Annotated in this window: 24 protein-coding genes and 1 tRNA gene; 16 read left to right on the top strand and 9 right to left on the bottom strand. The window is 64.0% G+C overall.

Annotated elements, in window-relative coordinates; all coding sequences use genetic code 11:
* The first annotated feature begins 17 nt into the window (after positions 1–17).
* The 7 genes from P6U29_RS25000 to P6U29_RS24970 all read left to right on the top strand — a co-directional run bounded on the left by P6U29_RS25000 (position 18) and on the right by P6U29_RS24970 (position 7022).
* Complete coding sequence (locus P6U29_RS25000) at positions 18–1457, top strand: FAD-binding oxidoreductase (RefSeq protein WP_407112763.1); 1440 nt, start codon at positions 18–20, stop codon at positions 1455–1457.
* A gap of 2 nt (positions 1458–1459) precedes the next feature.
* A complete protein-coding gene (locus P6U29_RS24995) occupies positions 1460–2566 on the top strand; it encodes a four-carbon acid sugar kinase family protein (RefSeq protein WP_407112762.1) in 1107 nt (368 codons plus the stop codon).
* Positions 2563–3600, top strand: coding sequence for a 4-hydroxythreonine-4-phosphate dehydrogenase PdxA (gene pdxA, locus P6U29_RS24990; protein ID WP_407112761.1), 1038 nt, complete (start codon positions 2563–2565; stop codon positions 3598–3600). Before P6U29_RS24995 ends, pdxA begins: the two co-directional genes overlap by 4 nt.
* 13 nt (positions 3601–3613) lie before the next feature.
* Positions 3614–4744 (top strand): iron-containing alcohol dehydrogenase, encoded by a 1131-nt coding sequence (locus P6U29_RS24985; RefSeq protein WP_407112760.1) that lies wholly within the window; start codon positions 3614–3616, stop codon positions 4742–4744.
* Between the two features lie 57 nt (positions 4745–4801).
* Complete coding sequence (locus tag P6U29_RS24980) at positions 4802–5773, top strand: Bug family tripartite tricarboxylate transporter substrate binding protein (protein WP_407112759.1); 972 nt, start codon at positions 4802–4804, stop codon at positions 5771–5773.
* Between the two features lie 200 nt (positions 5774–5973).
* Complete coding sequence (locus P6U29_RS24975) at positions 5974–6129, top strand: hypothetical protein (protein WP_407112758.1); 156 nt, start codon at positions 5974–5976, stop codon at positions 6127–6129.
* 83 nt (positions 6130–6212) lie between these two features.
* Positions 6213–7022, top strand: coding sequence for a hypothetical protein (locus P6U29_RS24970; RefSeq protein WP_407112757.1), 810 nt, complete (start codon positions 6213–6215; stop codon positions 7020–7022).
* Between the two features lie 216 nt (positions 7023–7238).
* On the opposite strand, the gene P6U29_RS24965 is transcribed toward P6U29_RS24970, so the two are convergent.
* From P6U29_RS24965 to istA, 3 genes are all read right to left on the bottom strand, one after another.
* Positions 7239–7502: a hypothetical protein gene (locus P6U29_RS24965; RefSeq protein ID WP_407112756.1), complete on the bottom strand. Its 264-nt coding sequence runs from the start codon at positions 7500–7502 to the stop codon at positions 7239–7241.
* Positions 7503–7783: 281 nt separating this feature from the next.
* Positions 7784–8527: an IS21-like element helper ATPase IstB gene (istB, locus tag P6U29_RS24960; protein ID WP_407112755.1), complete on the bottom strand. Its 744-nt coding sequence runs from the start codon at positions 8525–8527 to the stop codon at positions 7784–7786.
* An 11-nt stretch (positions 8528–8538) separates the two neighbouring features.
* On the bottom strand, positions 8539–10077 hold the full coding sequence (gene istA, locus P6U29_RS24955) for an IS21 family transposase (protein ID WP_407119246.1): 1539 nt from the start codon (positions 10075–10077) through the stop codon (positions 8539–8541).
* A gap of 845 nt (positions 10078–10922) precedes the next feature.
* Here istA and P6U29_RS24950 point away from each other — a divergent pair.
* From P6U29_RS24950 to P6U29_RS24940, 3 genes are all read left to right on the top strand, one after another.
* A complete protein-coding gene (locus tag P6U29_RS24950) occupies positions 10923–11075 on the top strand; it encodes a hypothetical protein (protein ID WP_407112754.1) in 153 nt (50 codons plus the stop codon).
* A 293-nt stretch (positions 11076–11368) separates the two neighbouring features.
* Positions 11369–11442, top strand: a tRNA-Gln gene (locus P6U29_RS24945).
* Positions 11443–11608: 166 nt separating this feature from the next.
* On the top strand, positions 11609–11971 hold the full coding sequence (locus P6U29_RS24940; protein ID WP_407112753.1) for a DUF1428 domain-containing protein: 363 nt from the start codon (positions 11609–11611) through the stop codon (positions 11969–11971).
* Between the two features lie 9 nt (positions 11972–11980).
* Here the strand turns inward: P6U29_RS24940 and P6U29_RS24935 are convergent, their stop codons facing one another.
* The 3 genes from P6U29_RS24935 to P6U29_RS24925 form a co-directional block, all read right to left on the bottom strand.
* Complete coding sequence (locus tag P6U29_RS24935; RefSeq protein ID WP_407112752.1) at positions 11981–12550, bottom strand: invasion associated locus B family protein; 570 nt, start codon at positions 12548–12550, stop codon at positions 11981–11983.
* Positions 12551–12613: 63 nt separating this feature from the next.
* Positions 12614–15757 carry a multidrug efflux RND transporter permease subunit gene (locus P6U29_RS24930; RefSeq protein WP_407112751.1) on the bottom strand — a complete coding sequence of 1048 codons (3144 nt, stop codon included), beginning with the start codon at positions 15755–15757 and terminating at the stop codon, positions 12614–12616.
* Positions 15754–16926: an efflux RND transporter periplasmic adaptor subunit gene (locus P6U29_RS24925; protein ID WP_407112750.1), complete on the bottom strand. Its 1173-nt coding sequence runs from the start codon at positions 16924–16926 to the stop codon at positions 15754–15756. Before P6U29_RS24925 ends, P6U29_RS24930 begins: the two co-directional genes overlap by 4 nt.
* Positions 16927–17300: 374 nt before the next feature.
* On the opposite strand from P6U29_RS24925, the gene P6U29_RS24920 reads away from it, so the two are divergent.
* The 6 genes from P6U29_RS24920 (at position 17301) to P6U29_RS24895 (ending at position 23115) form a co-directional block, all read left to right on the top strand.
* Positions 17301–17540 (top strand): hypothetical protein, encoded by a 240-nt coding sequence (locus tag P6U29_RS24920; protein WP_028135749.1) that lies wholly within the window; start codon positions 17301–17303, stop codon positions 17538–17540.
* A 228-nt stretch (positions 17541–17768) separates the two neighbouring features.
* Positions 17769–20165, top strand: a complete 2397-nt coding sequence (locus P6U29_RS24915) for a TonB-dependent receptor (RefSeq protein WP_407119421.1) — start codon at positions 17769–17771, stop codon at positions 20163–20165.
* Between the two features lie 2 nt (positions 20166–20167).
* Positions 20168–20857, top strand: coding sequence for a Fe2+-dependent dioxygenase (locus P6U29_RS24910; RefSeq protein ID WP_407112749.1), 690 nt, complete (start codon positions 20168–20170; stop codon positions 20855–20857).
* Entirely contained in the window at positions 20854–21828 is a 975-nt protein-coding gene (exbB, locus tag P6U29_RS24905) for a tonB-system energizer ExbB (RefSeq protein ID WP_407112748.1), read from the top strand. The genes P6U29_RS24910 and exbB overlap by 4 nt, the downstream gene beginning before the upstream one ends.
* 3 nt (positions 21829–21831) lie before the next feature.
* Positions 21832–22287: a TonB system transport protein ExbD gene (gene exbD / locus P6U29_RS24900; RefSeq protein ID WP_025035680.1), complete on the top strand. Its 456-nt coding sequence runs from the start codon at positions 21832–21834 to the stop codon at positions 22285–22287.
* Between the two features lie 12 nt (positions 22288–22299).
* On the top strand, positions 22300–23115 hold the full coding sequence (locus P6U29_RS24895; protein WP_407112747.1) for an energy transducer TonB: 816 nt from the start codon (positions 22300–22302) through the stop codon (positions 23113–23115).
* Here P6U29_RS24895 and P6U29_RS24890 read toward each other — a convergent pair.
* From P6U29_RS24890 to P6U29_RS24880, 3 genes are all read right to left on the bottom strand, one after another.
* On the bottom strand, positions 23103–23525 hold the full coding sequence (locus P6U29_RS24890; RefSeq protein WP_407119420.1) for a hypothetical protein: 423 nt from the start codon (positions 23523–23525) through the stop codon (positions 23103–23105). The genes P6U29_RS24895 and P6U29_RS24890 overlap by 13 nt on opposite strands.
* A 62-nt stretch (positions 23526–23587) precedes the next feature.
* Positions 23588–24268: a site-2 protease family protein gene (locus P6U29_RS24885; protein WP_407112746.1), complete on the bottom strand. Its 681-nt coding sequence runs from the start codon at positions 24266–24268 to the stop codon at positions 23588–23590.
* Positions 24269–24342: 74 nt separating this feature from the next.
* The gene (locus P6U29_RS24880; protein ID WP_407112745.1) at positions 24343–25209 is read right to left on the bottom strand and encodes a LysR family transcriptional regulator; all 867 of its coding nucleotides are present in this window, start codon (positions 25207–25209) and stop codon (positions 24343–24345) included.
* Positions 25210–25248 lie beyond the last annotated feature (39 nt).

Genomic DNA, 25248 nt, shown 5'->3' with positions numbered 1-25248 from the left:
GACGACGAGACGAACCGATGTCCGATTCTTTCCAGGATGCGTTGGCCGGGCTCGCCGCGATCGTCGGCGACAAGCATATCATCGCGTCCGGACCCGACCAGGAGCCTTATGTGGTGGATTGGCGCGGGCGCTATCACGGCCGTGCGGTCGCGGTGGTAAAGCCGGGCTCGACCGCCGAGGTCGTCGCCGTCGTGAAATTCTGCGCCACAAATCGGCTCGCGATCGTGCCGCAGGGCGGCAACACCGGCATGTGCGGGGCGGCGACGCCCGACGATCGCGCGGGCAATGTCGTGATCCGGCTCGACCGCATGCGGGCCGTGCGTGACGTCAGCCCGCTCGCCAACACGATCACGGTGGAAGCTGGCTGCATTCTCGCGGAGGTTCAGAACGCGGCGCGCGACGTCGATCGCTATTTTCCCCTGAGCCTCGGCGCCGAGGGCTCCTGCCAGATCGGCGGCAATATCTCGACCAATGCCGGCGGTACCGCCGTGCTGCGTTACGGTCCGACGCGCGATCTCGTGCTCGGGCTGGAGGTCGTCTTGCCTGATGGCCGCGTCTTCAATGGCCTGCGCGCACTGCGCAAGGACAATACGGGTTATGCGCTCAAGCAGCTCTTCATCGGCGCGGAGGGCACGCTCGGCATCGTCACCGCGGCAGTGCTGAAGCTGTTCGCGCCGCCGCGCAGCTCGGCCCTGGCGTTGTTGAAGCTGCAAGGCGTGGAGCAGGCGCTCGAGGTCATGCAGCGCCTGCGCGGCGCGGTCGGCGACCGGCTCGGCAGCCTCGAGATCATGTCGCGCTCGCAGATCGAGGCGATTGCCGCGACGGCGCCGCATGTTACCATTCCGTTCGAGCTGACGACACCGTGGTATCTGATCGTCGAGCTGACCGACACGCTCGCGGGCGTTGACCTCAATGAGCCGCTGGCCACGGTGCTCGCGGATGCCATGGAAGCCGGGCTCGCTGACGACGCCATATTGGCTTCCAATCTGACCCAGGCGAAGGCGATCTGGGCCGTTAGGCACAGCGTGTCCGAAGGCAACAAGCGCAGCGGCTATGTGGTGTCGCATGACAGCGTGGTGCCGCTGGAGCGCCAGGCGGCGTTCGTCAACAATGTTGAAGCCCGGATCAAGGCCGCTGTCCCGCATGCGAACGTCGTGATGCATGGCCATATCGGTGACGGCAACATCCACGTCGTGGCCCTGATTGATCGCGTGCATTGCCGGGATCCGGATGCGACGGCTAGGCTCGTGGCGCAAATCAACGAGATCGTCGACGACGAGACCGCGGCGCAGGGCGGGGCGATCAGTGCAGAGCACGGCATCGGCATCACCAATCGCGGCAGGCTTGCGCGGGTTGCCGATCCCCTCGATATCGAGCTGATGCGCGACATCAAACAATTGCTCGATCCGCATGGCCTGATGAATCCCGGCAAGATCTTTTCCGCGGGAGCGAGATGACGATGACGAGCGTCCGGCTGCTTGCTGACGATCTGACCGGTGCGCTCGACACCGCGGCGGAGTTCGTCGGCCTGTGCGGGCCGTTCGACGTCACTTGGCCGGAGGCACCCGGGACGTCCGGCTCCGGTAGCCTCGCAATCGACAGCGGTACCCGCGAGCGGTCGAAGGCCGAGAGCGTCCAGATCGTGGAACGGTTGGCGCCGCAGCTTGCGGGAGCGACGGTCGCCTACAAGAAGGTCGACAGCCTCCTGCGTGGTGCCTGGGCAGCCGAGCTCGGCGCCTGCCTGCGCAGCGGTCATTGGGCCTCCTGCGTGGTCGCGCCCGCCTTCGATTATCAGGGACGCCGCACCTCAGGCGGCCAGCAATTCGCACGCACGGTGCAAGGCGAGTGGCATCGGGTCGGCGACAATTTGCTGGATCAATTGAGACAGGACGGCATCGAAGCGCGGCGGGGACAGGCTGATACGCTGTCGCAAGGCGGTGTCCAGGTATTCGATGCCGAGAGCGACATTGACCTCGATCGTGTCGTCGAGATGGCACGGCGCATGCCCGGGCCCGTGCTGTGGTGCGGAAGCGGTGGATTGGCCGGCGCGCTGGCGCGCAGCCACCGTGCCGATGCGCCGAGCCAACTGAAGTTGCCGGTGCTGGGGCTGTTCGGCTCCGACCAACCGGCGACCGCCTCTCAGCTGGCTGAGTGCAGCGCAGCGACGATTGAGCTTGCGGAAGCTGAGGGCGCGACGCGCGTCCAGCGCAAGCTGGGCAACGATCGCGTCGCGATGGTCAAATTCTCTCTCGCCGAAGGCCTGTCACGCACTGAAGCGGCGCGGCGGATCGCGCACGAAATGGCGTCGCTGATCGCGGCGCTCGATCCGCCCGGCACGCTGATCGTCGCCGGCGGTGAGACCTTGAAGGCTGCATGCGTTGCCCTTGGCGCGCATGCCCTCCAGGTGACGGGACGTATCGTTCCCGGATTGCCGTGCTCGATCCTGCAAGGCGGGCGCTGGGCCGGCGTCGACGTCATCTCGAAATCCGGCGCATTCGGTCCCAGCGGGCTGTGGCGTGACCTGCTCCGGGACAATCATCTGCTCAGCATGGAGAGTCCGACATGACCTCTCGTCATCTTGCCATCACCATGGGCGATCCCGCCGGGATCGGGCCGGAGATCATCATCAAGGCGTGCGTCGGGCTGAAGGAGCGGATCGCGAAGGGCGATCTGCGCCTGCTCGTCATCGGCAGCGGCGCGGCGCTGGAAGGCACCAAGGCCGCGCTTGGCGCAGACCTTGCGATCCCGGAGGTGACGGCCGACGATCGCGAATGGCCCAATCTCTGCTACCTGCAAGCCGACGTTGAAGGCGATCCGATCAAGCCCGGCGTGCTCAGTGCGGATGGCGGTCGCTTTGCCTACAAGGCGATCGAGCAGGGCGTGCGCCTGACGCAGGCCGGCCGGACCGCGGCCATCGTCACCGCTCCGCTCAACAAGGAGGCCCTCAACAAGGCCGGCTATCATTTCCCTGGCCATACCGAGATGCTGGCGCATCTCACCGGTGTGCGCGGCTCGGTGATGCTGCTTGCTCATGGCAACATGCGCGTCAGCCATGTCTCGACCCATGTCGCGCTGGAGGACGTGCCGAAGCGCCTGACGCCGGAGCGGCTGCGCATGGTGATCGATCTCACCAACGACGCCTTGCGCCGGCTCGGCATTGCCAAGCCGAAGATCGCAATCGCCGCGCTCAATCCGCATGCCGGCGAGGGCGGCCTGTTCGGCAGACAAGATATCGACGTATCGGCCCCGACGATCGCGAAAGCGGTCGCCGATGGCCTCGACGTCGTCGGCCCGGTGCCGGGCGACACCATTTTCGTCAAGCTGCGTGCCGGCCAGTTCGATGCCGCGGTCGCGATGTATCACGACCAGGGGCACATCCCCGTCAAGCTGCTCGGCTTCCAGGTCGATCCGGCGACGGGCCGCTGGCAGGAGCTTTCCGGCGTCAACATCACGCTGGGCCTGCCGATCATCCGCACCTCGGTCGATCACGGCACCGCCTTCGACATCGCCGGCAAGGGCATTGCCAACGAGCACAGCCTGATCGAGGCCATCGATTACGCCGAGCAGCTCGCCGCGGGCGCCTCCGCCGCCAAATCATGAGATCGAGCGCACGATGACCAACGCCTTCACACCTATCGAAATCCAACGTCCCACCATCCTGGAATTTGGCAACGGCACGATTAGTGCCGCGGCGCGCTTCGCCGAGCGGATCGGCGCCAGGCGGCCGCTGGTGATCGCGGACCCGTTCAACGCGCGCCGTGTCGACACGCTGGCGCTGCCGGGGACGGTGAAAGTGTTCGGCGAGGTCAAGCCTGAGCCGGATCTGCCCAATCTCGAGAAGGCGGTGGCGATGGCGAAAGACGCCCAGCCCGATCTCGTCGTCGGCTTCGGCGGCGGCAGTGCGATGGATTTGGCCAAGCTGGTCGCGGTGATGTGCACGAACGAGGTGGCATTCGCCGACATCGTCGGGCCCGAAAAGGTGGCCGGACGCAACGTGGCACTGATGCAGATCCCGACCACATCGGGCACCGGCAGCGAGGCCGGCACCCGCGCACTGGTCACCGATCCCGTCAGCCAGAACAAGCAGGCAGTGCAGAGCCGCTTCATGCTGGCCGACATCGCCATCGTCGATCCGGACCTGACGATGACCGTGCCGAAGGAGGTGACTGCGGCGACCGGCGTCGACGCCTTGGCGCATTGCGTCGAGGCCTACACAAGCCGCAAGTCGCATCCGACGATCGACCTCTATGCGCTCGAAGGCGCACGGCTGGTCGGACGCTATCTCAAGCGCGCGGTCACCGATGGCAGCGACCGCGAGGCACGCGCCGGCCTGTCACTGGCCTCGCTTTATGGCGGCTATTGCCTCGGGCCGGTGAATACGACGGCGGGCCACGCCGTGGCCTATCCGCTCGGCACGCGCCATCACGTTGCGCACGGCCTCGCCTGCGCGGTGATCTTCCCGCACACGCTCGCTTTCAACATGCCGGCGGTGGAAGAGAAGACAGTCGCCGTGCTGGGTGCACTGGGGCTGCCGGAACGCAATGATCCCGAGCTTGCATTCGATGCCAGCTATGAGTTCTGCAAGGATCTCGGCATCGAGATGCAGCTGTCCGCGCTCGGCGTGCCCAGAAACGATCTCGGCGTGATGGCGGACGAGGCGCACGCGATTCGCCGCCTGCTCGACAACAGTCCGCGCGATTTGAGCCGGGATGCGATCCTCAACATGTACGAGGTCGCGTTCTAGTCGTCTCCCGCGGTCCGCGGCACCAATCAACAACACAGTGAAACAGAGGAAACTTCGATGAGATCGATGTGGCTTGCTCTTGCCTCAGTCATGCTGCTGGCGACGTCGCCGGCGAAAGCGCAGGATGGCTATCCGTCCAAGCAGGTGACGGTGATCGTCCCCTTCGCCGCCGGCGGCACGGCCGATATCTTCGCGCGTATGGTCTCGAACCATTTGCAGACGAAATTCGGCAAGCCCTTCGTGGTCGAGAATGTGGGCGGCGCGGGCTCGATCCTCGGCGTCACGCGGCTGGCGAAGTCGGCGCCTGACGGCATCACGCTCGGCCTTGCCAGCACCTCCGCGCTCGCGATCAATCCGTCGCTCTACGGCCCGAAGCTGGGTTACCAGCCGGACAACGATCTGGTACCGGTCGCCCAGATCAGCGTCGTGCCCAATGTGCTCGTGGTGAACCCCAACAAGATCAAGGCGCGCACCGTGCCGGAACTGATCGCCTATCTGAAGGCGAACCCCGACAAGGTCTCGTTCGGCTCCGCCGGCGTCGGCACCTCGCAGCATCTGGCCGGCGAACTGTTCCAGCAGATGACCGGCACCAAAATGGTGCACGTGCCCTACAAGGGGTCGAGCCAGATGCTGACGGACCTGCTCAGCGGCCAGATCGATCTCGCCTTCGACAATGTGCCGCTGCTGCTGCCGCAGGTGAAGACCGGCCAGCTCGCGATGCTGGCGACCGCAACGCCCAAGCGCGCCGACTTCGATCGCGAAGCCCCCGCGGTTGCCGAGTTCCTACCGGGCTTCGAGGCCGTGGCCTGGCACGGCTTCTTCGTCCCCGCGGGCACGCCGAAGTCGATCGTCGAAAAGCTCTCGGCCGAAATCCGCGCCTTCATGCGGCAGCCGGAGACGGTGCAGAAGATGGCCGAGCTTGGTGCGACCGCGGTCGCGGTGGATTCCGAGCCGTTCTCCGCCTACATCGTCTCCGAGACGGCGCGCTGGAAGAAGGTGATCGAGGCGGCGAACATCAAGCTGGATTAGGGAGCGAGGTCGTCTACAGAGCTTGGAATGCGACCGGGGCGGATCGCGGCTCGGCGTGGCCGCGATCCTACGTGTAACAACCATAGCGTGCGTATTAAGTGTGCGTCGATTGATTCAACCTGAAATTGACTTGTTCTTGAGCGGCCCGTATAACTCGGAAGTCGCCACTTTTGGGCGACGTTCTCAGACAGGAGCACGCAATGGGAAAACGTTCTGAACGGAAGCCCTCTAATCCGATGAGAGCTGCGGTCGGTATGGGCTACGGCGGAAATATGCCCGTCAAGATCGCCAAGCACCTGAAGAAGGGCGCGACAACGAACCGGCAGAAACCGGCGTCGAGTGTGGCGGCCAAGTAAGTCAAGCGCCGTGGGACGCAGCCTGGGTCATCCCAACATGTCTTAGCTGGGCTGCGTCGCGCTCGTGAGCGAGAGCGAAGAAGATGGAAACTGAAGCGGCGACCAGAACGCCTATCGTGGTCTTCCGGAAGGCACTGCTGAGTTCACCCGGGCCGCTTCGCGCCGACGCGTCCGCTTTGGGAACGCTGCCCACGGCCGCATTCCAGTACTGCGAAGCAATTCGGACGGCATCCTCCTTCGGCTGGTACATCTTTCCCCCGTGCGATATCCGGGCGTTATGGGACGGGACCCAGATCTTGCTGGCGAGGAACGGAGAATGGTGTCCGCTGGATGCGGTCCCCTATGATGTCGTGAGCGATGTTGACCCGACATTCATCGACTACTGGGGCAAGTTCGCGCCTCCGGATATGAAGAAGAATTGGCCCCCGCTCGTCACCGGGTTGTTTCATCCGGGCGTTTTGCAAATATGGTCGGGATTGCTGGTTACGACGGCAAAGGGTTGGGGGCTGAGTGTGGGCCCAACGTGCAATTTGCGCAGCTCCAGTGACTACGTCCCATATGAAGCAATCGTCGAGGCGAATAATTGTCGGCCTCTTTTCATCAACGTGCAGCTGATCACGACCGGCAGAGAGATCTTCATTTCCAGGAGCCGGCCATTGTTTCAAGTCAAGCCGGTGCATGAACGGTGCTTCTCGGACGAGACAATGCGCTGCGAAGAGCTGGACGGTATCGCATCCGTTGGGGATGCTGAAATGGGGATGAAGGAAGCGGACTGGAACGGATATCGTGCATCAGTCAGCTTGTTGTATGAGCCCGAGGCATTTTCGCCGGGGCGCTACGCGGTCGAACGACGGAAAAGCCGGAAACGAGAACAACCCAAGGTTGCCCGCTGATCGATGGCTGATGGTTAACTCGACCATGTGGCCGCGGGCTCACAACCCGCGGACCGATCAACTCGGGCCGCCGGGCCTGGAAGCCGCCGCTGCGAGGGTTGAAGGGCGACACCGTCAACAGGGATGTCTGCCTGATCGGGGAATCCTGCATCGGGGAAGGGGTCGAGTATTTCTCGCAATTCGAGACCTCGCTTGATCGTCTCCGGCAGGGCCTGATCAAGGACGGGCTTGCCGCCTTTGATCCCGCACCTCCGGCCCCCCGCCGTAGATCGTATGCAGCTTCAACCGGTAGGCTCGGTCATTGCGTACGGCGGTCGCGGTATTTTCGAGCTCCGATATCGGGAATGACGTCTGCACGAGGTCGTGTGCCACGAGCTGCAGGAGGTAGGTATACCCGGCCGGAATGTCGGAATTTTCCAGCGGGCCCTGGCCGCTCTCCCACACCGGCGCGACGCGCATGCGCCGGGCAAGGCGCTCCATCAAGCCGCGTAGCCGCGTCCTGTGCTGATTCCGATGATCTCGCCCGGGTGTACCGATTTGATCTCGCCCAGGATTCCGAGATGATCTCGCCCACCATTCCGATTTGATGTCGCCCGGGGCGCGAGGCGTTCTGGCTGTCTGGTTTCTGGCATCGGCGAAGCCGCGTGGTCAATCTTGAATCGCGGCTCGACGGGTTGGTTTTTCTGTTGCTCCTGCTGTGGGCATGTGGGCGACGCTCTTGCGTTGTCCAAGCGTAGCGGCATGTCCACAGCGCCACAGGCTCAAGCCTTTCGGTCGGGTTTGCGGGTTCGCCGCATGCTTTCGCCGTTGAGATCGATCCGGTGGGCGTTATGGACCAGGCGGTCGAGGACGGCGTCGGCGTAGGTGGGATCGCCGATCAGCGCGTGCCATTGATCGACCGGGAGCTGGCTGGTGACGATGGTGGAGCGGCGGCCGTAGCGGTCCTCGAGGATCTCCAGGAGGTCGTGGCGGGCGGCGGCGTCGAGCGGCTCGAGGCCCCAGTCGTCGAAGATGAGGAGATCGACGCGGCCAAGCGCGCGCAGCAGGCGGGAGTGGCGGCCGTCGCCGCGCGCCAAAGCGAGATCGGTGAACAGCCGCGGGACGCGCTGGTAGAGCACGGAGCGATTGTCACGGCAGGCCTTGTTGCCGAGCGCTGAGGCGAGCCAGCTCTTACCGACGCCGGAGGGCCCGCAGATCAGCAGGTTAGCGTGGTCATCGATCCAGCGGCCTTCGACCAGCTTCGTCAGCAGGCTGCGGTCGAGGCCGCGTGGAGTGCGGTAGTCGATGTCTTCGACGCAGGCCTCCTGGCGCAGCTTGGCGTATTGCAGCCGCTTCGACAGCCGCTTGTCGCGTCGTAATGACGCTTCGCGTTCGAGCAGCAGCGCAAGCCATTCGGCGTGGCCGAGGCTTGCGGCCTCGCCGCCGGCTTCGATGTCGGCGAAGGCCTTGGCCATGCCATGCAGGCCGAGCGCGTAGAGTTGATCGAGGGTCGGATGCGTGAGCAAGATGTGATCTCCTAATTGTAGTAGCGCGGCCCGCGGATGTTGGGATGAAGGATCGGCGCGTCGTCCGCGGAGCGCTTGGGTGAAGGACGCCGATCGAGATTGTTGGCAAGGATCGATTTGACCGAGCCGTACGTGCGCGCGCCAATATCGATCGCCCGCATGGCGGCGGCATCGAGCCGCTCGTGCCCGTAGGATCGGGCGAGCCGGATGATGCCGAGACAGGCGCGGAAGCCCTGTTCCGGATGCGCCCGCTCGTCGAGGATCAGGTCGCACAGCGCCGCGGTGGCCGGCCCGATCGAGGCGGCGTCCTTACGGATGCGCTCGATGGTCCAGCCAGCGTAGCGCCGATGACTGGAGGCCATATGCTCCGGCACGGTCGTGTGCTTGTGGTTGCCGCTCATGCGCTGATGCGCGGCGATCCGCTCACCCTTGTGGAAGATCTCGACGGTGCGAGCCGTGAAGCGCACCTCCACCTCGGCGCGGACGAAGCGATGCGGAACGCTGTAATAATGCGCCTCGACCTCGACGTGATAATCGATGCTGACCCGGCAGATCCGCCACTCGGCGAACTCGTAAGGGTTCTCCGGCAGGGCCTTCAGCGCTGGCCGGTCGATCTCCTCCAGCAGCTTGCGGCGGGTGACACCGAGCCGCCTAATCGGTCGCTCCTCGTTGAGCCGGATCATCAACTCGGCGATCGCCGCGTTGACGTCGGCGAGGCTGTGGAAGGTGCGGTGGCGCAGCCGCCCGAGCAGCCAGCGTTCGACCATCAGGACCGCCTGCTCGACCTTGGCCTTGTCCCGCGGCCGTCGCGGCCTGGCCGGCAGAATGGCGGTGCCGTAATGCGCCGCCATGTCGGCATAGCTGCGATTGATCCTGGGATCGTAGAGACAGGCTTTGATCACAGCGACTTTGGTGTTGTCCGGCACCAGCAGCGCCGGTACGCCGCCGATCGCCTCGAAGGCGCCGACGTGGCCGCTGATCCAATCGGCGAGCCCCTGCGTCCAGGTCGCCTGCGCGTAGGTGAAGCTCGATGCGCCGAGCACCGCGACGAAAATCTGCGCACTGCGCCGCTCGCCGGTGCGCCGGTCGATCACCACCGGGACGCCGTCGCCGGCATAGTCAACGAACAGCTTGTCGCCGGCCGCATGCGACTGGCGCATCGTCACCGACAGCCGGCCTTCCCAGGCGCGGTAGAGCTCGCAGAAACGCGAATAGCGATACCCGCCGGGCTCGCCCGCGATGTACTCCTCCCACAGGATCGACAGCGTCACGTGCTTGCGCCGGAGCTCGCGGTGCACCGCCGCCCAGTCCGGCTCGGCCTGCCGGCGATGGCCCCGCCGGGTGCCGGGACCGGCTCCCGCGCTGGCGAACAGCCGGGCTTCCAGCACAGCGTCGGTGATGGCGTCGGGCAATGGCCAGGTCAGCCCCGCCGCCTCGAACCGGTGGATCGTCAACCGCACCGTCGAAGGGGCTGTCCCCACCCGCCGCGCAATCTCGCGGGTCGGCATCCCGGCCGACTTCAATCTGATCACATCGCGCACATGGCGCATCGCAAACCTCTCCGTCGGCATCCAGGTCCCCCTTCGCAAAGCCGAAAGGCGGACCGTATCGGAGCCAGAAGAGGCCTCGTCACCCCGGGCGACATCATCCCGGAATGGTGGGCGAGATCATCTCGGAATGGCGGGCGAGATCAAATCGGAACGGTGGGCGAGATCATTCCGGAATGGTGGGCGACATCGAGCGGAATCAGCAGCGTCCTGCTCTCGTCCGATTTGAGCGGATCGCCGCCGTCGACCTTGAACCGCTGCTTTAGCGGCGGTGTATCCAGGTCGGACAGGAAATGCCGGAAGCCCGAAATGCCTTGGCAGAGTGGTTCGGGGGCGTCGGACGCCGTCGATCCCGCGTCTCGGATCGTGTCGCCGAGTTGCTCTCGCGCAATGGAGAAGCCGCTACCATGTCTGCCCCTCGTTGACCTCCAAAGTCACGAGCGATCCCATTTGCGGCAACGTGATTTGAACGTGAATCGGTTCCAGCACGAACGACGAGCTCCGATCCGTCGCCGGATCGGCCGGTGGTGAATGGCGCAAGCATGAGGGCAGGGCCGCCGGCCCCCGTGGCGTCAGATCCTTTCGGATTCACGCACTGTTCACGTTTCGCTTCGCTTCGCCCGCCCATGTTTCGTTCGTGACCGAAGGGTCGCGTAACTTGGCAAGGGAGAGGCGTATCATGACTGTCCTGCTGAGAAACACCTTCAAAGCCTGGATCGATCGCGCGCCCGGCGCGCCGCCCAAGCTGATCATGACGGGGGACGTGCGGGTGCCGACCAACGGCTGGCAAGCCCGGCTGACAAAGCGTTCGCCGCAGGGGATCAATCCGAAGGATCCTGATCCTCGACGTGAATGCACAGGAGCCGAGCGGCGAGCCCCAGCAGGAGATCACGACGATCCCGCTTCGCTACGAGGAAAGTCCGCCGCAGGACGAATACGGCCAGGTGATGATTGCGAACGGCAAAGGCGAGATCGTCGTCCATATCGGCCGCACGCATTGATGGTGTGCTCGGGCCGGGAATGGTCATATCCAATCCCGTGCACCGCTGAGATCACCGAGGTGAGCTTCCAGGCGCGGTGCCGCCACACGCGCTCCGCGCGTATTCCCGAAAAGGAGCAGCAAGACGTTTCGCTCGGGCGTGAACGCAGCGAGAACAAGCAACGATGTTCACAGAAGGGCTGGACCGCGAAGATCAGCGCGGCTATATGAGCGGCCTGCGAGCCGCTGATTTGCAAAATTTTCAGCCAGCCTTGCAAAGCTCCGAAGAAAGCTTAGCGATTTCAAGCACTTCGGTGGGGAATGGTGTAACGGTAGCACAACAGACTCTGACTCTGTTTGTCTTGGTTCGAATCCAGGTTCCCCAGCCAGAAACGGCACTTCTCCAAGATGCGGTTCCAAGTCCCTGAGCAGGATGGCGGGCTCATCGGCCGCCTCGCTGCTCGCGACGGTTTGCCTCACCTTACATTCGCATTTTCGGGTCGGATCGCAGCGCGGTGTATCGTCCTTGGGCCGCACAACCCAGGAGATCCCCTAATGCCCTATGTCGATGGTTTCGTTCTCGCCGTACCGAAGGACAAGATCGAGGCGTACAAGACGCTGGCGACGACCGCCTGCGCGATCTGGATGGAGCACGGCGCGCTCGATTATGTCGAATGCATCGGTGACGACGTTCCCTATGGAGAACTCACCTCGTTTCCGCGCGCGGTGATAGCGAAGGAGGATGAGGTCGTGGTGTTCTCCTGGATCGTGTACCGCGACCGAGAGACCCGCGATGCCGTCAACAAGAAGGTGATGGCGGACCCGCGCCTGAAGATGGAGGGCATGCCGTTCGACGGCAAGCGCATGATCTATGGCGGCTTCACGACGCTGCTCCGGGCGGGCGACATCGCGACCTGACGGTAGCCGTCACTTGATCTTGTCGTAAGCTGCCGCGAAATCGCCGAGCGGCATCGGGATCGCGATCGTCTCCTTGGCCATGTTCTGGAAGGAGACCTTCAGCTGCTTGCCCGACCGCAAGGCGGCGAGCAGATCCGCTGCGACCGGGGTCGAGGCGTAGCAGCCGCGGTTCTCGCAAGTCTGGATCTGGAGGTCGACCGTCTTGCCTTCGTCCACCTGGAGCTTGACGCCGACCGGTAGGTTGAGGCCGAGCGGCAATTGCAGCAGCGCGATCGGCGTGCGGGTGTCGGGCGCGATGCGGATGTTGATCAGGACGACGGTCTGGCCGGTCTTGGTCAGCACCGCGTTCTGCTCCATCGCGCATTCGAGCGGCGCATCGCGGCTCGCGCTGGTGCAGCGGACGATCCAGCCGGGCTGTCCGGAAGCGCTGTCGGCCTGTGCTTGCGTCGGGGCGGGCGCGGGCTGCGCGGCCGGTGCAGGAGGAGCGGTATTCCTCTTGGCGCCCTGCTGGGCAAACGCAGCACCGGCCGACAACAGGACAGCGGCGGCGAGGGCGACAAGTCTGGATTGCATGGGCATAGCGAAACCGCGTTGGCGTGAACCGGGGCCTCGCTGTAGCGTTGTGGATGCCTCGGCGCAAGCTTACTCGGCGGCTTCCTTGACTCTGCGGTGCTCGGGCGCCTCGGCGCCTTCGTCGCCCGAACGGCCCCAAGTGGAGAACCAGTTGTTGAGCTTGTCGAGATAGAGATAGACGACGGGCGTGGTGAACAGCGTCAGCGCCTGGCTGACGATCAGGCCGCCGACCATGGCATAGCCGAGTGGCTGGCGGATTTCGGCGCCGGTGCCGTGGCCGAGCATCAATGGTACGCCGCCGAGCAGCGCCGCCATCGTCGTCATCATGATCGGGCGGAATCGCAGCAGGGCGGCCTGGCGGATCGATTCCTCCGGCGTCTTGTGCTCGTCGCGCTCGGCGGCGATCGCGAAGTCGACCATCATGATGCCGTTCTTCTTCACGATGCCGATCAGCAGGATGATGCCGATCAGCGCGATCAGGCTGAAGTCGAAGCCGGCGGCCATCAGGATCGCGAGCGCACCGACGCCGGCCGACGGCAGCGTCGACAGAATCGTGATCGGATGGATGTAGCTCTCGTAGAGAATGCCGAGGATCAGATAGACCACGACGAGGGCGGCGAGGATCAAGAGCGGCACGGTGCCGAGCGACTGCTGGAACGCCTGCGCGGTGCCCTGGAAGCTCGAATTCAGTGTCGGTGGCGCACCGAGCTCGGCCATTGCCCGCTGCACGGCCTCCGTGGCTTGGCCGAGCGCCACACCTTGCGCGAGGTTGAAGCTGATCGTGATCGCCGGGAACTGGCCCTGGTGGCTGATCGAGAGCGGGCGGACCGGATCGGTGGTCCAGGTCGCGAAGGTCGACAGCGGCACCTGGTCGCCGGTCAGCGGCGATTTCAGATAGAGCTTGTTCAGGCTGTCGAGATTGCCTTGCATCTCCGGCAGGATCTCGAGGATCACCTTGTAGGTGTTGAGCTGGGTGAAATACTGTGTGACCTGCCGCTGTCCGAAGGCGTCGTACAGGGTGTCGTCGATCAGCTGCGGCTGGATGCCATAGCGCGAGGCGGTGTCGCGGTTGATCTTGAGTTGGACCGTGGTGCCCTGGGTCTGCTGGTCGGTGGCGACGTCGCGCAGCTCCGGCAGCGTCTGCATCTTGGCCAGGATTTTCGGCGCCCACTCGTTGAGCTCGGTGAGATCGGCATCCTGCAAGGTGAATTCGAACTGCGTGCGCGTCGGGCGGCCGCCGAGCCGGACGTCTTGGGCTGCCTGCATGTAGAGGCGGGCGCCCTCGACCTTGTCGAACTGCGGACGCAGGCGTGCGATGATCTGCTGTGCCGAGGCCTCGCGCTGGTCGCGAGGCTTTAGCGTGATGTACAGGGCGCCATTGTTGCCGGCGCGGCCGCTGCCGCCGATCGCCATGGCAACGCTGGCAACATCGGGATCGGCCATGATGATCTTGCCGAGCTGCTCCTGGCGTCTCATCATCTCCTTGAACGAAATGTCCTGCGAGGCTTCGGACGTGGCCGTGATCAGGCCGACGTCCTGCTGCGGGAAGAAGCCCTTCGGGATCAGCACGAACAGGTAGATCGACAGCCCGAGCGTGGCGAAGAAGATTGCGAGCGTGGTGCGCCGCCAGGCCAGAGCGTGATCGAGCACATATTCGTAGCCGCGCAGCATCCCGTCAAAGGCGCGCTCGCTCCATTGGTAGAAGCGGCCGTGGCGGACTTCGCCGTGAGCGCGCAGGAAGCGCGAGGCCATCATCGGCGTCAGCGTCAGCGACACGAACATCGAGACGAAGATCGTCATCGCCAGCACGACGGCGAACTCGCGGAACAGGCGCCCGATGATGCCGCCCATCAGCAGCAGGGGGATCAGCACCGCGACCAGCGAGATGCTGATCGAGAGGATGGTGAAGCCGATTTCCTTGGAGCCCCTGAAGGCGGCCGCGAGCGGGGTTTCGCCTTCCTCGATGTAACGAGTGATGTTCTCGAGCATCACGATGGCGTCGTCGACGACGAAACCGACCGCGATGGTGAGCGCCATCAGCGACAGATTGTCGAGCGAGTAGCCGGCCACCCACATCAAGGCGCACGCGCCCAGCAGCGCCAGTGGCACCGTGACCGTGGGAATGACCGTCGCCCAGAAGCTGCGCAGGAAAATGAAGATGACCATGACCACGAGCGCGATGGTCAGCAGCAGCGTGAACTGGACGTCCTCGACCGCGGCGCGGATGGTCGTGGTTCGGTCGCTGATCAGCTCGATCTTGATCGCGGGCGGGATCGCTGCAACGAGGCGGGGCAGGGTCGCCTTGATCCGGTCCACGGTCTCGATGACGTTGGCGCCCGGCTGCTTGAAGATCACCAGGAACACGCCGCGCTTGCCATTGGCCCAGGCCGCCTGCTTGGCGTCTTCAGCGGCGCTGACCGCTTGGCCGATGTCGCGAATCCGCAACGGACCGCCATTGCGATAGGCGATAATGACGTCGTTCCAGTCCTTCGAGTGGGTGAGCTGGTCGTTGGCGTAGATCGTGTAGGCGCGTTTTTCGCCGTCGATATTGCCCTTGGGGCTGTCGACCGTGGTGATCGCGATCTGGCTGCGCACGTCTTCCAGCGACAGGCCCTTGGCGACGAGTTTCGCCGGGTCGACCTGGACGCGGATGGCGGGTTTCTGCTGTCCGCCGATGAAGACCTGTGCGACGCCCGAGAGCTGGCTGATCTGCTGAGCAAGCTGGGCGTCGACCGCGTCGCTGACGCTGGTCAGCGGCAGCGTCTCTGATGTCGCCGACAGCAGCAGGATGGGCGCGTCGGCGGGGTTGACCTTGCGATAGGTCGGTGGCGAAGGCAGGTTTTTCGGCAACTGGCCGCTGGCGGCGTTGATGGCGCCCTGCACGTCGTTCGCGGCGCCGTCGATGCTGCGGTTGAGGTCGAACTGGATGGTGATCGACGCCGTGCCCAGATAGCTCGTCGAGGTCATCTGCGCGATGCCCGGAATCTGGGCGAATTGCCGCTCGAGCGGCTGCGCCACCGACGAAGCCATCGTTTCGGGGCTGCCGCCGGGCAGGTTGGCGGTGATCTGGATGGTCGGAAAGTCCACCTGCGGCAGGGGCGCAACCGGAAGCAGGGGATAGGCGACGAGACCGATGAACAGAATGCCAGCCATCAGCAGCGAGGTGCCGATGGGATATCGGATGAAAGGTGCCGAAATCCCGCCCCCAATCATTCCTGTCGCACCTTGTTCTGGGCGGGATCCGAGCTTGCCACCGCCGTCGACACAAGGCTTCCGGGCTGGACCTTGAACTGACCGCCAACGATCACCTGCTGGCCCGGGCTCAAGCCTTCCTCGATGACCGATCGCCCGTCGATGCCATAGCTGACCTTGATCTTGTGCACCTCGGCCTTGTTGTCCTGATTGACCGTATAGGCGTAGAGTCCGTTGGTGGAATGCTGGACCGCGTCATCCGGAACCACGGTCGCATCCTTCAGCGTTCGCAACAGGAGCCGCGTCGAGATCGATTGGCCCGGCCACAGCGTGTGGTCCTTGTTGTCGAACACCGCCTTGAGCCGGATCGTCCCGCTGGTCGTGTCGACCTGGTTGTTGATGACCGCGAGCTTGCCCTCGGCCAGCGTCTTCTTGCCGTCGGTCGTGAAGGCGATCACCTTGAGCGCGCCGGCTTTCTGGCCCTCGCTGATATAGGGGAGCTGGTCTTCCGGCGCCGTGAAGATCACCGAGATCGGCTCGACCTGCGAGATCGTGACGATGCCCGTCTGCGTCGAGGCGTTCACGATATTACCGATGTCGACCTGGCGCAGACCGGCGACACCGGTAATCGGTGCCTTGATCTGGGTGTAATCGAGCTGGGTCTGGGCGTTGGCGATCGCGGCTTCGTCGGCGGCGATCTGGGCGGTGAGCTGGGCGACGGTGGAGCGCTGGGTATCCACCCGCTGTGCGGTCGCGAATTCGCCGAGCCTCATGGCGCGCTGAAGTTCGAGATTGGCGTTGGCCAGACTAGCCTCGTCCTGCGCCTTCTTGGCCTTCGCCTGGTCAAGCGCGGCTTGATAGGGACGGGGGTCGATCGAGACGAGGAGATCGCCCTGCTTGACGATCTGGCCCTCTTTGAATTCGAGCCTATCGATCTGGCCATCCACACGGGTTCGGACCTGGACCGTATTGAAACCCTGAACCGTGCCCAGACCGGTGAGGTACACCGGAAAGTCCGTCTTCTGGACCGGCGCAATGCTGACGGGGACGGCGGAGGGGCGAGGCGGGCCTTTTTGTGCGGTTTGGGTATTTCCAGCCTGGGACGAGCCGAACTTCTGCCAACTATAGTAACCCGCGGAGACCACGGCCGCGATGATCAGAAGCCAGAGGATCGGCCGGGACTTTTTCATATCGTCTCGTGTCGGCTCGTGTGCCCTCAGCTATGAATAATAGGGCAATCGTAGAGTTCCGTCGCGATGTATAATACACGCCAAGTTCCAGTGTAAACAGCACTATCGGTTCAGAATCCTAAACAATTGGAAAGCTTTGCACCCCCTGGGCAGCGGTCTGGCGCGGCGGTGTGCAGTGCTGCATTTTCCCGGCGCGACCGATCGGCGTGCCGGTCTCGTGCAGCACCCAAGAGGGTGTGCTCATGCCGAATTGGTCTCGCGCCAGCCGTGGTTCGGATCAGTCGCAAGAACTGTTCTAAGTCGGGTGGAGACCGTTTCGGTTGTCAGGCATTTCGGCATCGTCCATATCGGCGCCGCCATAAATGGAGCGCAGGATGGACGAGCTGAACGGCAAGCTGATCGCATGTCAGATTCTGATCACGGGATTGATCGCGCGTGTCGCCAACGAGCAGCGCGATCCCTTGCGCTTCCTCACCGACTTTCGCGACGAGATCAAAGCCGTCGTCAACGGCATCAACATCGCCGGCATGGACAGTACCGATCGCGTGCGCGCCGTCGCGCAGAAGACAGTCGACGAATTGTTCTCGCTGATGAAGCCGCCGAGCAGCGACTGAAGCCGTTAGCATCACCGCCGATTTCGCGGCATTTCTCGCGTACGTTTTAGAACGAGTCCAATCTATCTTTAGAACCGTTTCAAACTTCAGTTTAGAATCGTTTTGATCTGGACTTATTCAAGCGTTCTCGCGGCTTGCGCGCATTGACCCACTATTTTGCCGCCGATACCAACAGCCCAATTCGCTCGTCGAAGTGAGTGAGCGAACATGAAGATGGGGCGTGTTGTAATGGGGCAGGTGGTCGCACCGAAGTCGTTGCGTTCGGTGACAGCGTTCGATCCGATGGATGAGAGGTCCGCGGGCGTTTCCGGCAAAAAGGTTTCAGCGGTCGCGAGCTTGATCGCGGTGGCATCGGTGTCGAGCGGCGCGCAGGCGCAGCAGTCGAACCTGCCGCCGGTGACGGTCGATGCTCCGGTCGAGCGTCCGCGTCCGGCGGCCTCGAAGCCTTCACCTGAGCAGGTCCGTGCCCGCAACGCGCTTCGCCGCGCCGCGCAGCGCCAGCAGGCGGCACAGACAGCCCCCACCACGCCGTCCGGCGCTCCCGACGGCAATCCCTACGCCGATCCGGCAGCGCCCTACAAGATCGATCACGTCCAGGCCGGCGGCAAATTTCCGGAGAAGATGCTGAACACGCCGAAGACCATCACGGTGCTCAGCAAGGAAGTGCTCGAGGACAAGAACGCCACGACGCTGAAGGAGATCGGGCGCTCGACCGCGGGCGTGACGCTCGGCTCGGGCGAGGGCGGCAACGCGTTCGGCGACCGCTTCTTCATCCGCGGCTTCGATGCGCGCAACGACGTCTTCATCGACGGAATCCGCGATCCCGCGGTTTCCATCCGCGAGAACTTCTTCACCGAGCAGATCGAGATTCTGCGCGGACCGGCATCCTCTTATGCCGGCCGCGGCACCGCCGGCGGCGCCATCAACATCGTCACCAAGCAGGCCGGCGACGTCAACTTCAAGCGGATGGACAGCGAGTTTGGTACCGACATGACCAAGCGCGTCACGCTCGACGTCAACCAGGTCATCGATCCGACCTTCTCGGTGCGCACCGGCGGCCTGTTCCAGGACGCCAACGTCGCCGGACGCAACTACGTCACCGACAATCGCTGGGGCAGCTTCATCTCGACCAAGTACACCCCGACCAACGACATCAAGATCACGACGAACTACGTCCATACCGATCTCAGCGGCTATCCCGATTTCGGCGTGCCCTACTACAAGCAGGGCAACGTGCCGGTGACCTCCGCGGGCATTCCGCGTGGAAACTGGTACGGCTTCCTCAACCGCGACTTCCAGACTGCGCGGCAGGATTTCGGCACCGGCACGATCGAGTACAAGGTCAACGAGGCGATCACGCTGACCAGCAAGGTGCGCGGCGAGCACTCGCTGCTCAACTATATCGGCACGCTGCCGCAGAACCCGATCACGACGAGCCCCAATCCACTGCTCTGGACCACAACGGCGAGCGCGCAGAGCCGCTACCAGAACGTCGACGTGTGGGCCAATCAGAACGAGGCCACGTTCAAGCTCGACACGGGCGGTGTCAGGCACACTGCGGTGTTCGGCGTCGAATATTCGAACGAGAACATCTCGATCGACCGCTATGCCGGGCTCGCATCGGAACTGTCCGGCTCCGCCTTCACCAGCAATGGTGCCGTGACGGGGGTCAATCTCTACTCACCTCAGTACACCTACATTCCTTTCGGTATACCGTCGTTGCTTGGAAATCCGACGCGCTACGGCGTCAACACCAGCAGCGTGTATGTCATGGATACCGCGAACTGGCAGGACACGATCATCGTGAACGGCGGCGTCCGCTACGACGGCTATAGCCAGAGCGCGTCGAACAACTCGAGCTATGTGAAGCAGAATGCCGATCTGGTGAACTACAACGTCGGTGTGGTCTACAAGCCGATGTCGATCGGCAGCGTCTATGCGGCCTATGCGACCTCGGCCAATCCGTTCGGCTCGGAGCTTGACGCGACCGCCACCGACTACGGCGGTGTTCCCCCCAACTCGACCCTCTTGCTTGGGCCCGAGCGCAACAAGGCTATCGAGCTCGGCACCAAATGGGAGCTTGCGGATCGCCACTTGCTGGTGACCGGTGCGCTGTTCCAAACCACCAAGGACAACGCGCGCGAGACCGTCAACGGCCTGCTTACATCGGGTGCAGCCTACAGGATCCAGGGCATCGACATCGAAGCCGAGGGTAAGATCACCGATCGCTGGAGCATCTTCGGCGGACTCGTGCTGATGCAGTCGAAGGTCACGCAGAGCGGCGTTGCTTCGAATCTCGGACTGCAACTCGCCAATGTTGCCCACCAGTCGTTCAGCATGCTCACCAAGTACAAGTTCGATGACGGTTGGGAGCTTGGCGGCCAGGCGGTGTATCGCTCCAAGGTCTATGGCGGCACGTTCGCGGCAAACACCAACGAACTGCCGAGCTATTGGCGTTTCGATGCGTTCGTCGAGAAGAAGATCGACCAGAACTGGACCATGAAGTTCTATGCGCAGAACCTGACCAACAAGCTCTATTACGACTCGTTCTATCGCAGCAACGTGCCGTTCGTCGCGGTTGCGCCGGGACGGGCTTTCTACGTCGTGACGACAGCGAAGTTCTGATCATGCTGACGTGTCTGCCTGGCGTTCTCAGCAAGGATGATGTGGCGGATTTCCGCCGCATCATGGACGCCAGCGAATGGGAGGACGGCCGCTCCACCGCCGGCGCGCAGTCGGCGATGGTCAAGCGCAACGAGCAATTGCCGCCGGACAGCGAGGTCGCGCGCAAGCTCGGCAACCGCATCATCTCGGCGCTGACGTCGAACCCGCGCTTCATCGCGGCGGCGATCCCGCTCCAGATCTTCCCGCCGCTGTTCAACCGCTATGCGGCCGATAGCGGCCACCATTTCGGCCTGCACGTCGACAATGCGATCCGCGGCGACCGCCTGACCGGCCTTCGCATCCGCACGGACCTGTCGGTCACGCTGTTCCTCGCCGAGCCGGAGGAGTACGACGGTGGCGAACTTGTGATCGAGGACACCTACGGCTCGCACGAAGTCAAGTTGCCAGCCGGGGACTGCGTGCTCTATCCCTCGACCAGCCTCCATCTGGTCACCCCCGTGACCAGGGGGACGCGGGTTGCGTCTTTCTTCTGGCTTCAGAGCATGATACGGGACGATCAAGCCCGGAGCATGATCTTTGACCTCGACACCGCGATACAGGCGCTGGTGGAACGGCTCGGGCGTGACGATCCCGAAACGGTCAAATTGACGGGTATCTATCACAACCTCATTCGCTACTGGGCCGAAGTATGAAGACCACAACTTTCCAAACCAGTCTTGCCGCAGCCGTCCTTTTGGCGGCCGCCTGGCTCGCATCGCCCGTTTCTGCCCAGACACAGACCTCGCCGGCACCGGCCCAATCGGCGGCTCAGCCGTCTGCGGCCAGCCCGGCTCCGGCCGCGCCGGCGGCTACCGCGCCTGCTGCCCCAGCGCCTTCGGCGTCGACGGCAACCGTTCCGGGTGCGCCGACCGCGGCCCCCGCCGCCACCGTTTCCACGACCGCAAAGCCCGACGGGGCGGGCGTCGCGCCGGCCATGAAGGAATTGTCGCCCTGGGTGATGTTCATGTCGGCGGACGTCATCGTGAAGGCTGTGATGATCGGGCTCGCGTTCGCATCGCTGATGACCTGGACCGTCTTCATCGCCAAATCGATCGAACTTTCGGTCGCCTCCAGCAAGCTTCGTTCGGCACTGAAGAAGATTGCCGAGGCGCGCTCCCTCGCCGAAGCGCAGATGGCGCTCGGCAGCAAGGAGGGCATCCTGCCGTCCTTTCTCGTGGCTGCGCTGCGTGAGGCGCGGATGTCGGCCGGCTTGTCCAGCGATGCCGGCATCAAGGAGCGCGCAGCCTCGAGCTTCTCTGAAATCGTGCGCGCGGAACAGCGGCGGATCCGCATCGGCATGGGCGTGCTTGCGACCATTGGCTCGACCTCGCCCTTCGTCGGCCTGTTCGGCACGGTCTGGGGCATCATGAACAGCTTCATCGGCATCTCGAAGTCGCAGACCACGAACCTCGCCGTGGTCGCGCCCGGTATCGCCGAAGCGCTGCTCGCCACCGCGATCGGTCTCGTCGCCGCGATTCCCGCGGTCATCATCTACAATCACTTCTCGCGCGTGACGAAGGGCTATCTCGAGCTCGTCAGCCGCGCCTCGGGCGCGGCGGCGCGGCTGCTCTCGCGCGATCTCGACCGCAGCCACGGCAGCGTGCATTCGCGCGCGGCGGAGTAGACCATGGCCGTTTCGCTCGCAGACAATGATGACGACGACGACTTCTCGGAAACGCATGACATCAACGTCACGCCGTTCATCGATGTCATCCTGGTGCTGCTGATCATCTTCATGGTCGCCGCGCCGCTCTCCACGGTCGACCTGCCGATCGATCTGCCGACGTCGAGCGCCACGCCGCAGAAGAAGCCGGACAAGCCGACTTATCTGAGCATCAAGCCCGATCTGACGCTCGCGATCGGAGAGAACCCGGTTCACCGGGCGGAGTTGATCGGAACCCTCGACGGCCTGTCCGACATGAGCAAGGACAAGTATGTCTTCCTGCGCGCCGATCGTTCGGTCCCTTATGGCGAGTTGATGGGCGTCATGGAGCTCTTGCGCTCAGGCGGCTATACGCGGGTGAAACTGGTCGCGCTGGAAGGTGCGCCGGGGGCGCCTGCGGCCGGCGCCGCTCAGCCTTAAGAAGGCGCAACGATGTCGCACGAACCGAGACCATCCCGGAAGCTCTGGATTTTGGCAGCAGTAGCGGCGCTCGCGCTTCATCTGGGCGGTGCAGCGCTCGCGCTGGCTCATTTGCGCACCGACGATGACGGCGACGGCCTTGGTGCGGCCGGCGCCGAGTTCGCCGTGGAGATGGCCTCGCCCAAAGCGCCCGATACCGATCTGCCGCCCGGGCCCGATAGCGAGGCGATGCAGGAGCAGCAGGCGCTTCCCGAGCAGAAGGCCGAGACCAAGGAGACGGAGCTTCCGAAGGACCAGTCGCAGGAGGTCGAGGATCCTGACCGCGTCGTGACCGAGAACAACACGAAGAAGCCAACGGAAGACGATCCGAAGATTCAAGCTGTCGAGACTCCCGCTGCCGAGGCATCGCCGAAGTCGGTTGCAACGGCGCGGCAGACGCTCGATGAAGACGCGCGCGAAGCCGAGAAAGCCTTGGCACCGGTGCTGGGGCTCGGCAAGGACATCCTGAAGATCACGGCCGACTGGAACCGCAAGATCAGCGCGCACCTCGCGGCTCACAAGGTCAATCCGGAGGGCAAGCAGCCCAACAACCAGAAGGTCAAGGTGAGCTTCGCGATCAACCGGAAGGGCAACGTGCTGTCGGTTGATGTCGTGGAGTCGTCGGGGGATACAGCCTACGATGCGGCGGCGGTCTCAATCGTTCGCAAATCCGATCCCATCCCGCAGCCGCCAGCCGGATTGACTGACGACCGGTTCGAACGGACCGTGGACATCATCTTCACGCCGCCTGACGCCAAGAAAAAGAAGAAGACGGCTCAGCGCCAGTAGAGCCGGATCCCGACATAGACCACGACCAGGCAGGCGAAGATCAGCGCGACCGGGAGCGGCCGTTTCTGGGGGCCGGCGAATGCCGCCGCCCCGAAGGAGGTGGCCTTCTTCGGCTTCGGTGGCGGGCGGCGGAAGGCGGTAACATTGTCCGCGGCCGGCTCCGCCTGGCGGGGGCGGACGTCGGGAGGCGTACCCGCACCGCCCATCTCGGCATAATAGGCCTTGTAGATCGCGCCGATGGTGGCTTCGGTTGCCTCGCCCTCGCTCATCTGCGCCAGCAGGTTCTGGTAGCTCGCCAGGAACTCCTGGGCCTCCGCCGGCAGCGCGGACGCGCCGTTGAGTTTGGCCATCATCTTCCAGGTGGCAAAATCGGCGCGGGCGCGGGTGTCGGCGCGTCGCGCGATCAGCATATCGGCAGCTTTGACCAAGTTGGCCTCTGGCCCTTCGGCGTGGATTCGAATGTTACGTTCAACTACGCATTGCCGGTCAGGAGGAGAACAGCCTGAATCACATAACCGGTCAACGTCCGCAGTATTGCTGAAATAACATCAAGATTTAGACCGAACTGGGAACCCGCAAGCGGCAGCAGGATCAACAGGCCGATCAGGATCAGCATGCCGAATGGCTCGAGCCGGGCCAGCGGCGCGGCGAGGGGGCGGGGCAACAGCCCGACCGCAACGCGCCCGCCATCGAGCGGCGGGATCGGCATCATGTTGAACACGGCCAGGATCGCGTTGATCACGAGGGCATTCTTGAGATTGTCCGCGACCCATTTCGCCGAGCTCGCAGGCACCACGGGCAGCGCATGAAAGGCGAGGGCCGCGGCCAGCGCCAGCAGGATGTTGGTGACGGGCCCGGCCAGCGCCACCCAGACCATGTCGAGCCTGGGGTTGTTCAGCTTGCGGAAGTTCACCGGCACCGGCTTGGCATAGCCGAACAGGAATGGCGAATGCGCAAATAGCAGCATCGCGGGCAGGATCAAGGTACCGAACGGGTCGATATGCCTGACAGGGTTGAAGCTGACGCGGCCGAGCTGCGAGGCCGTGTTGTCCCCGAGCCGGTCCGCGACGAAGGCGTGCGCTGCCTCGTGAAAAGTGATGGCGAGCACGAGGGGAAGGACCCAGACGGAGAGATCATAAATGGAAATATTCACCAGCTCATCCGTTCCGGTTCGGCCCGCGCTCTGCAAAGCAGGCCGTATAGGGCCACAACTGTTTACGATCCACCTTATATGGCGCTTAATTCCGAAATTGCCCGCTGCAAATGATCCGCCAGCAGTGCCGCCGGACGCGACAGGTTGCGCGCGCGGTGGAGGCGGATGTCCGCGGCCGGCAGCGGCGGCAGGCCGTCGCGCGCCGATAGGACGCGCAGGCGAGGGGGCAGGGTGCCCGCCTTCACGACCGTGATCGCGAGGCCCTGTGCCGCGATCGCTTCCACCGCGGCGAGGCTCCGGCTGACGAAGGCGAGCCGCCACGGGCGGCCGGCGGCATTGAGGGCCTCAGTGGCCCATTGCCGGAACAGACAGCCCGGCGGGTAGAGCGCGACGGACAGCGTATCCTGTGGCGCGGCGGCTGAATATGACGCGGCTGCGGCCCAGACCGCCTGCTCCCGCCGCAGCAGTTCGCCGCCGCCATGTCCTTCCGGATGCATGGCAATGACAAGGTCGTAGGCGTCGCCGAGCCGGGCTGGCATCGTGGCGGTTAGCCCGGTCAAGATCTCGACCCGGATCTCCGGACGGCTTGTGGCAAAGTGCGCCAGCAAAGGCGGAATGACGGTCGTGCCGTAGTCGTCCATCACCCCGAGGCGGACCACGGCTTCGCGCTTGCGCGTGCGGAGCGCATCGACCGCCTCTGTATTGAGGTCGAGAAGCCGCTTCGCATAGCCAAGCAGTTCCTGACCTGCCGCACTCAGCGCCACGCCCGATCGCGTACGGTGAAACAGCCTGACATCCAGCCGTTCTTCGAGGCGCCTGATCTGGAGGCTCATCGCCGATTGGGTGCGATTGAGTATCGCGGCCGCGCGCGTGAACGACCGATGCTCGGCAACAGCGAGGAAGGCCTTCAGCAGGTCGGGGTCGAGATCGGGTGCGGTCATGACGAAAACTTATCCTAGCATGACGGAAATTCCATTCCC

The organism is Bradyrhizobium sp. LMG 9283 (assembly GCF_045571415.1).
Taxonomy (GTDB): Bacteria; Pseudomonadota; Alphaproteobacteria; order Rhizobiales; family Xanthobacteraceae; genus Bradyrhizobium.
The sequence above is the reverse complement of the archived record's forward strand: the minus strand, read 5'-3'. Positions and strand labels throughout refer to the sequence as shown.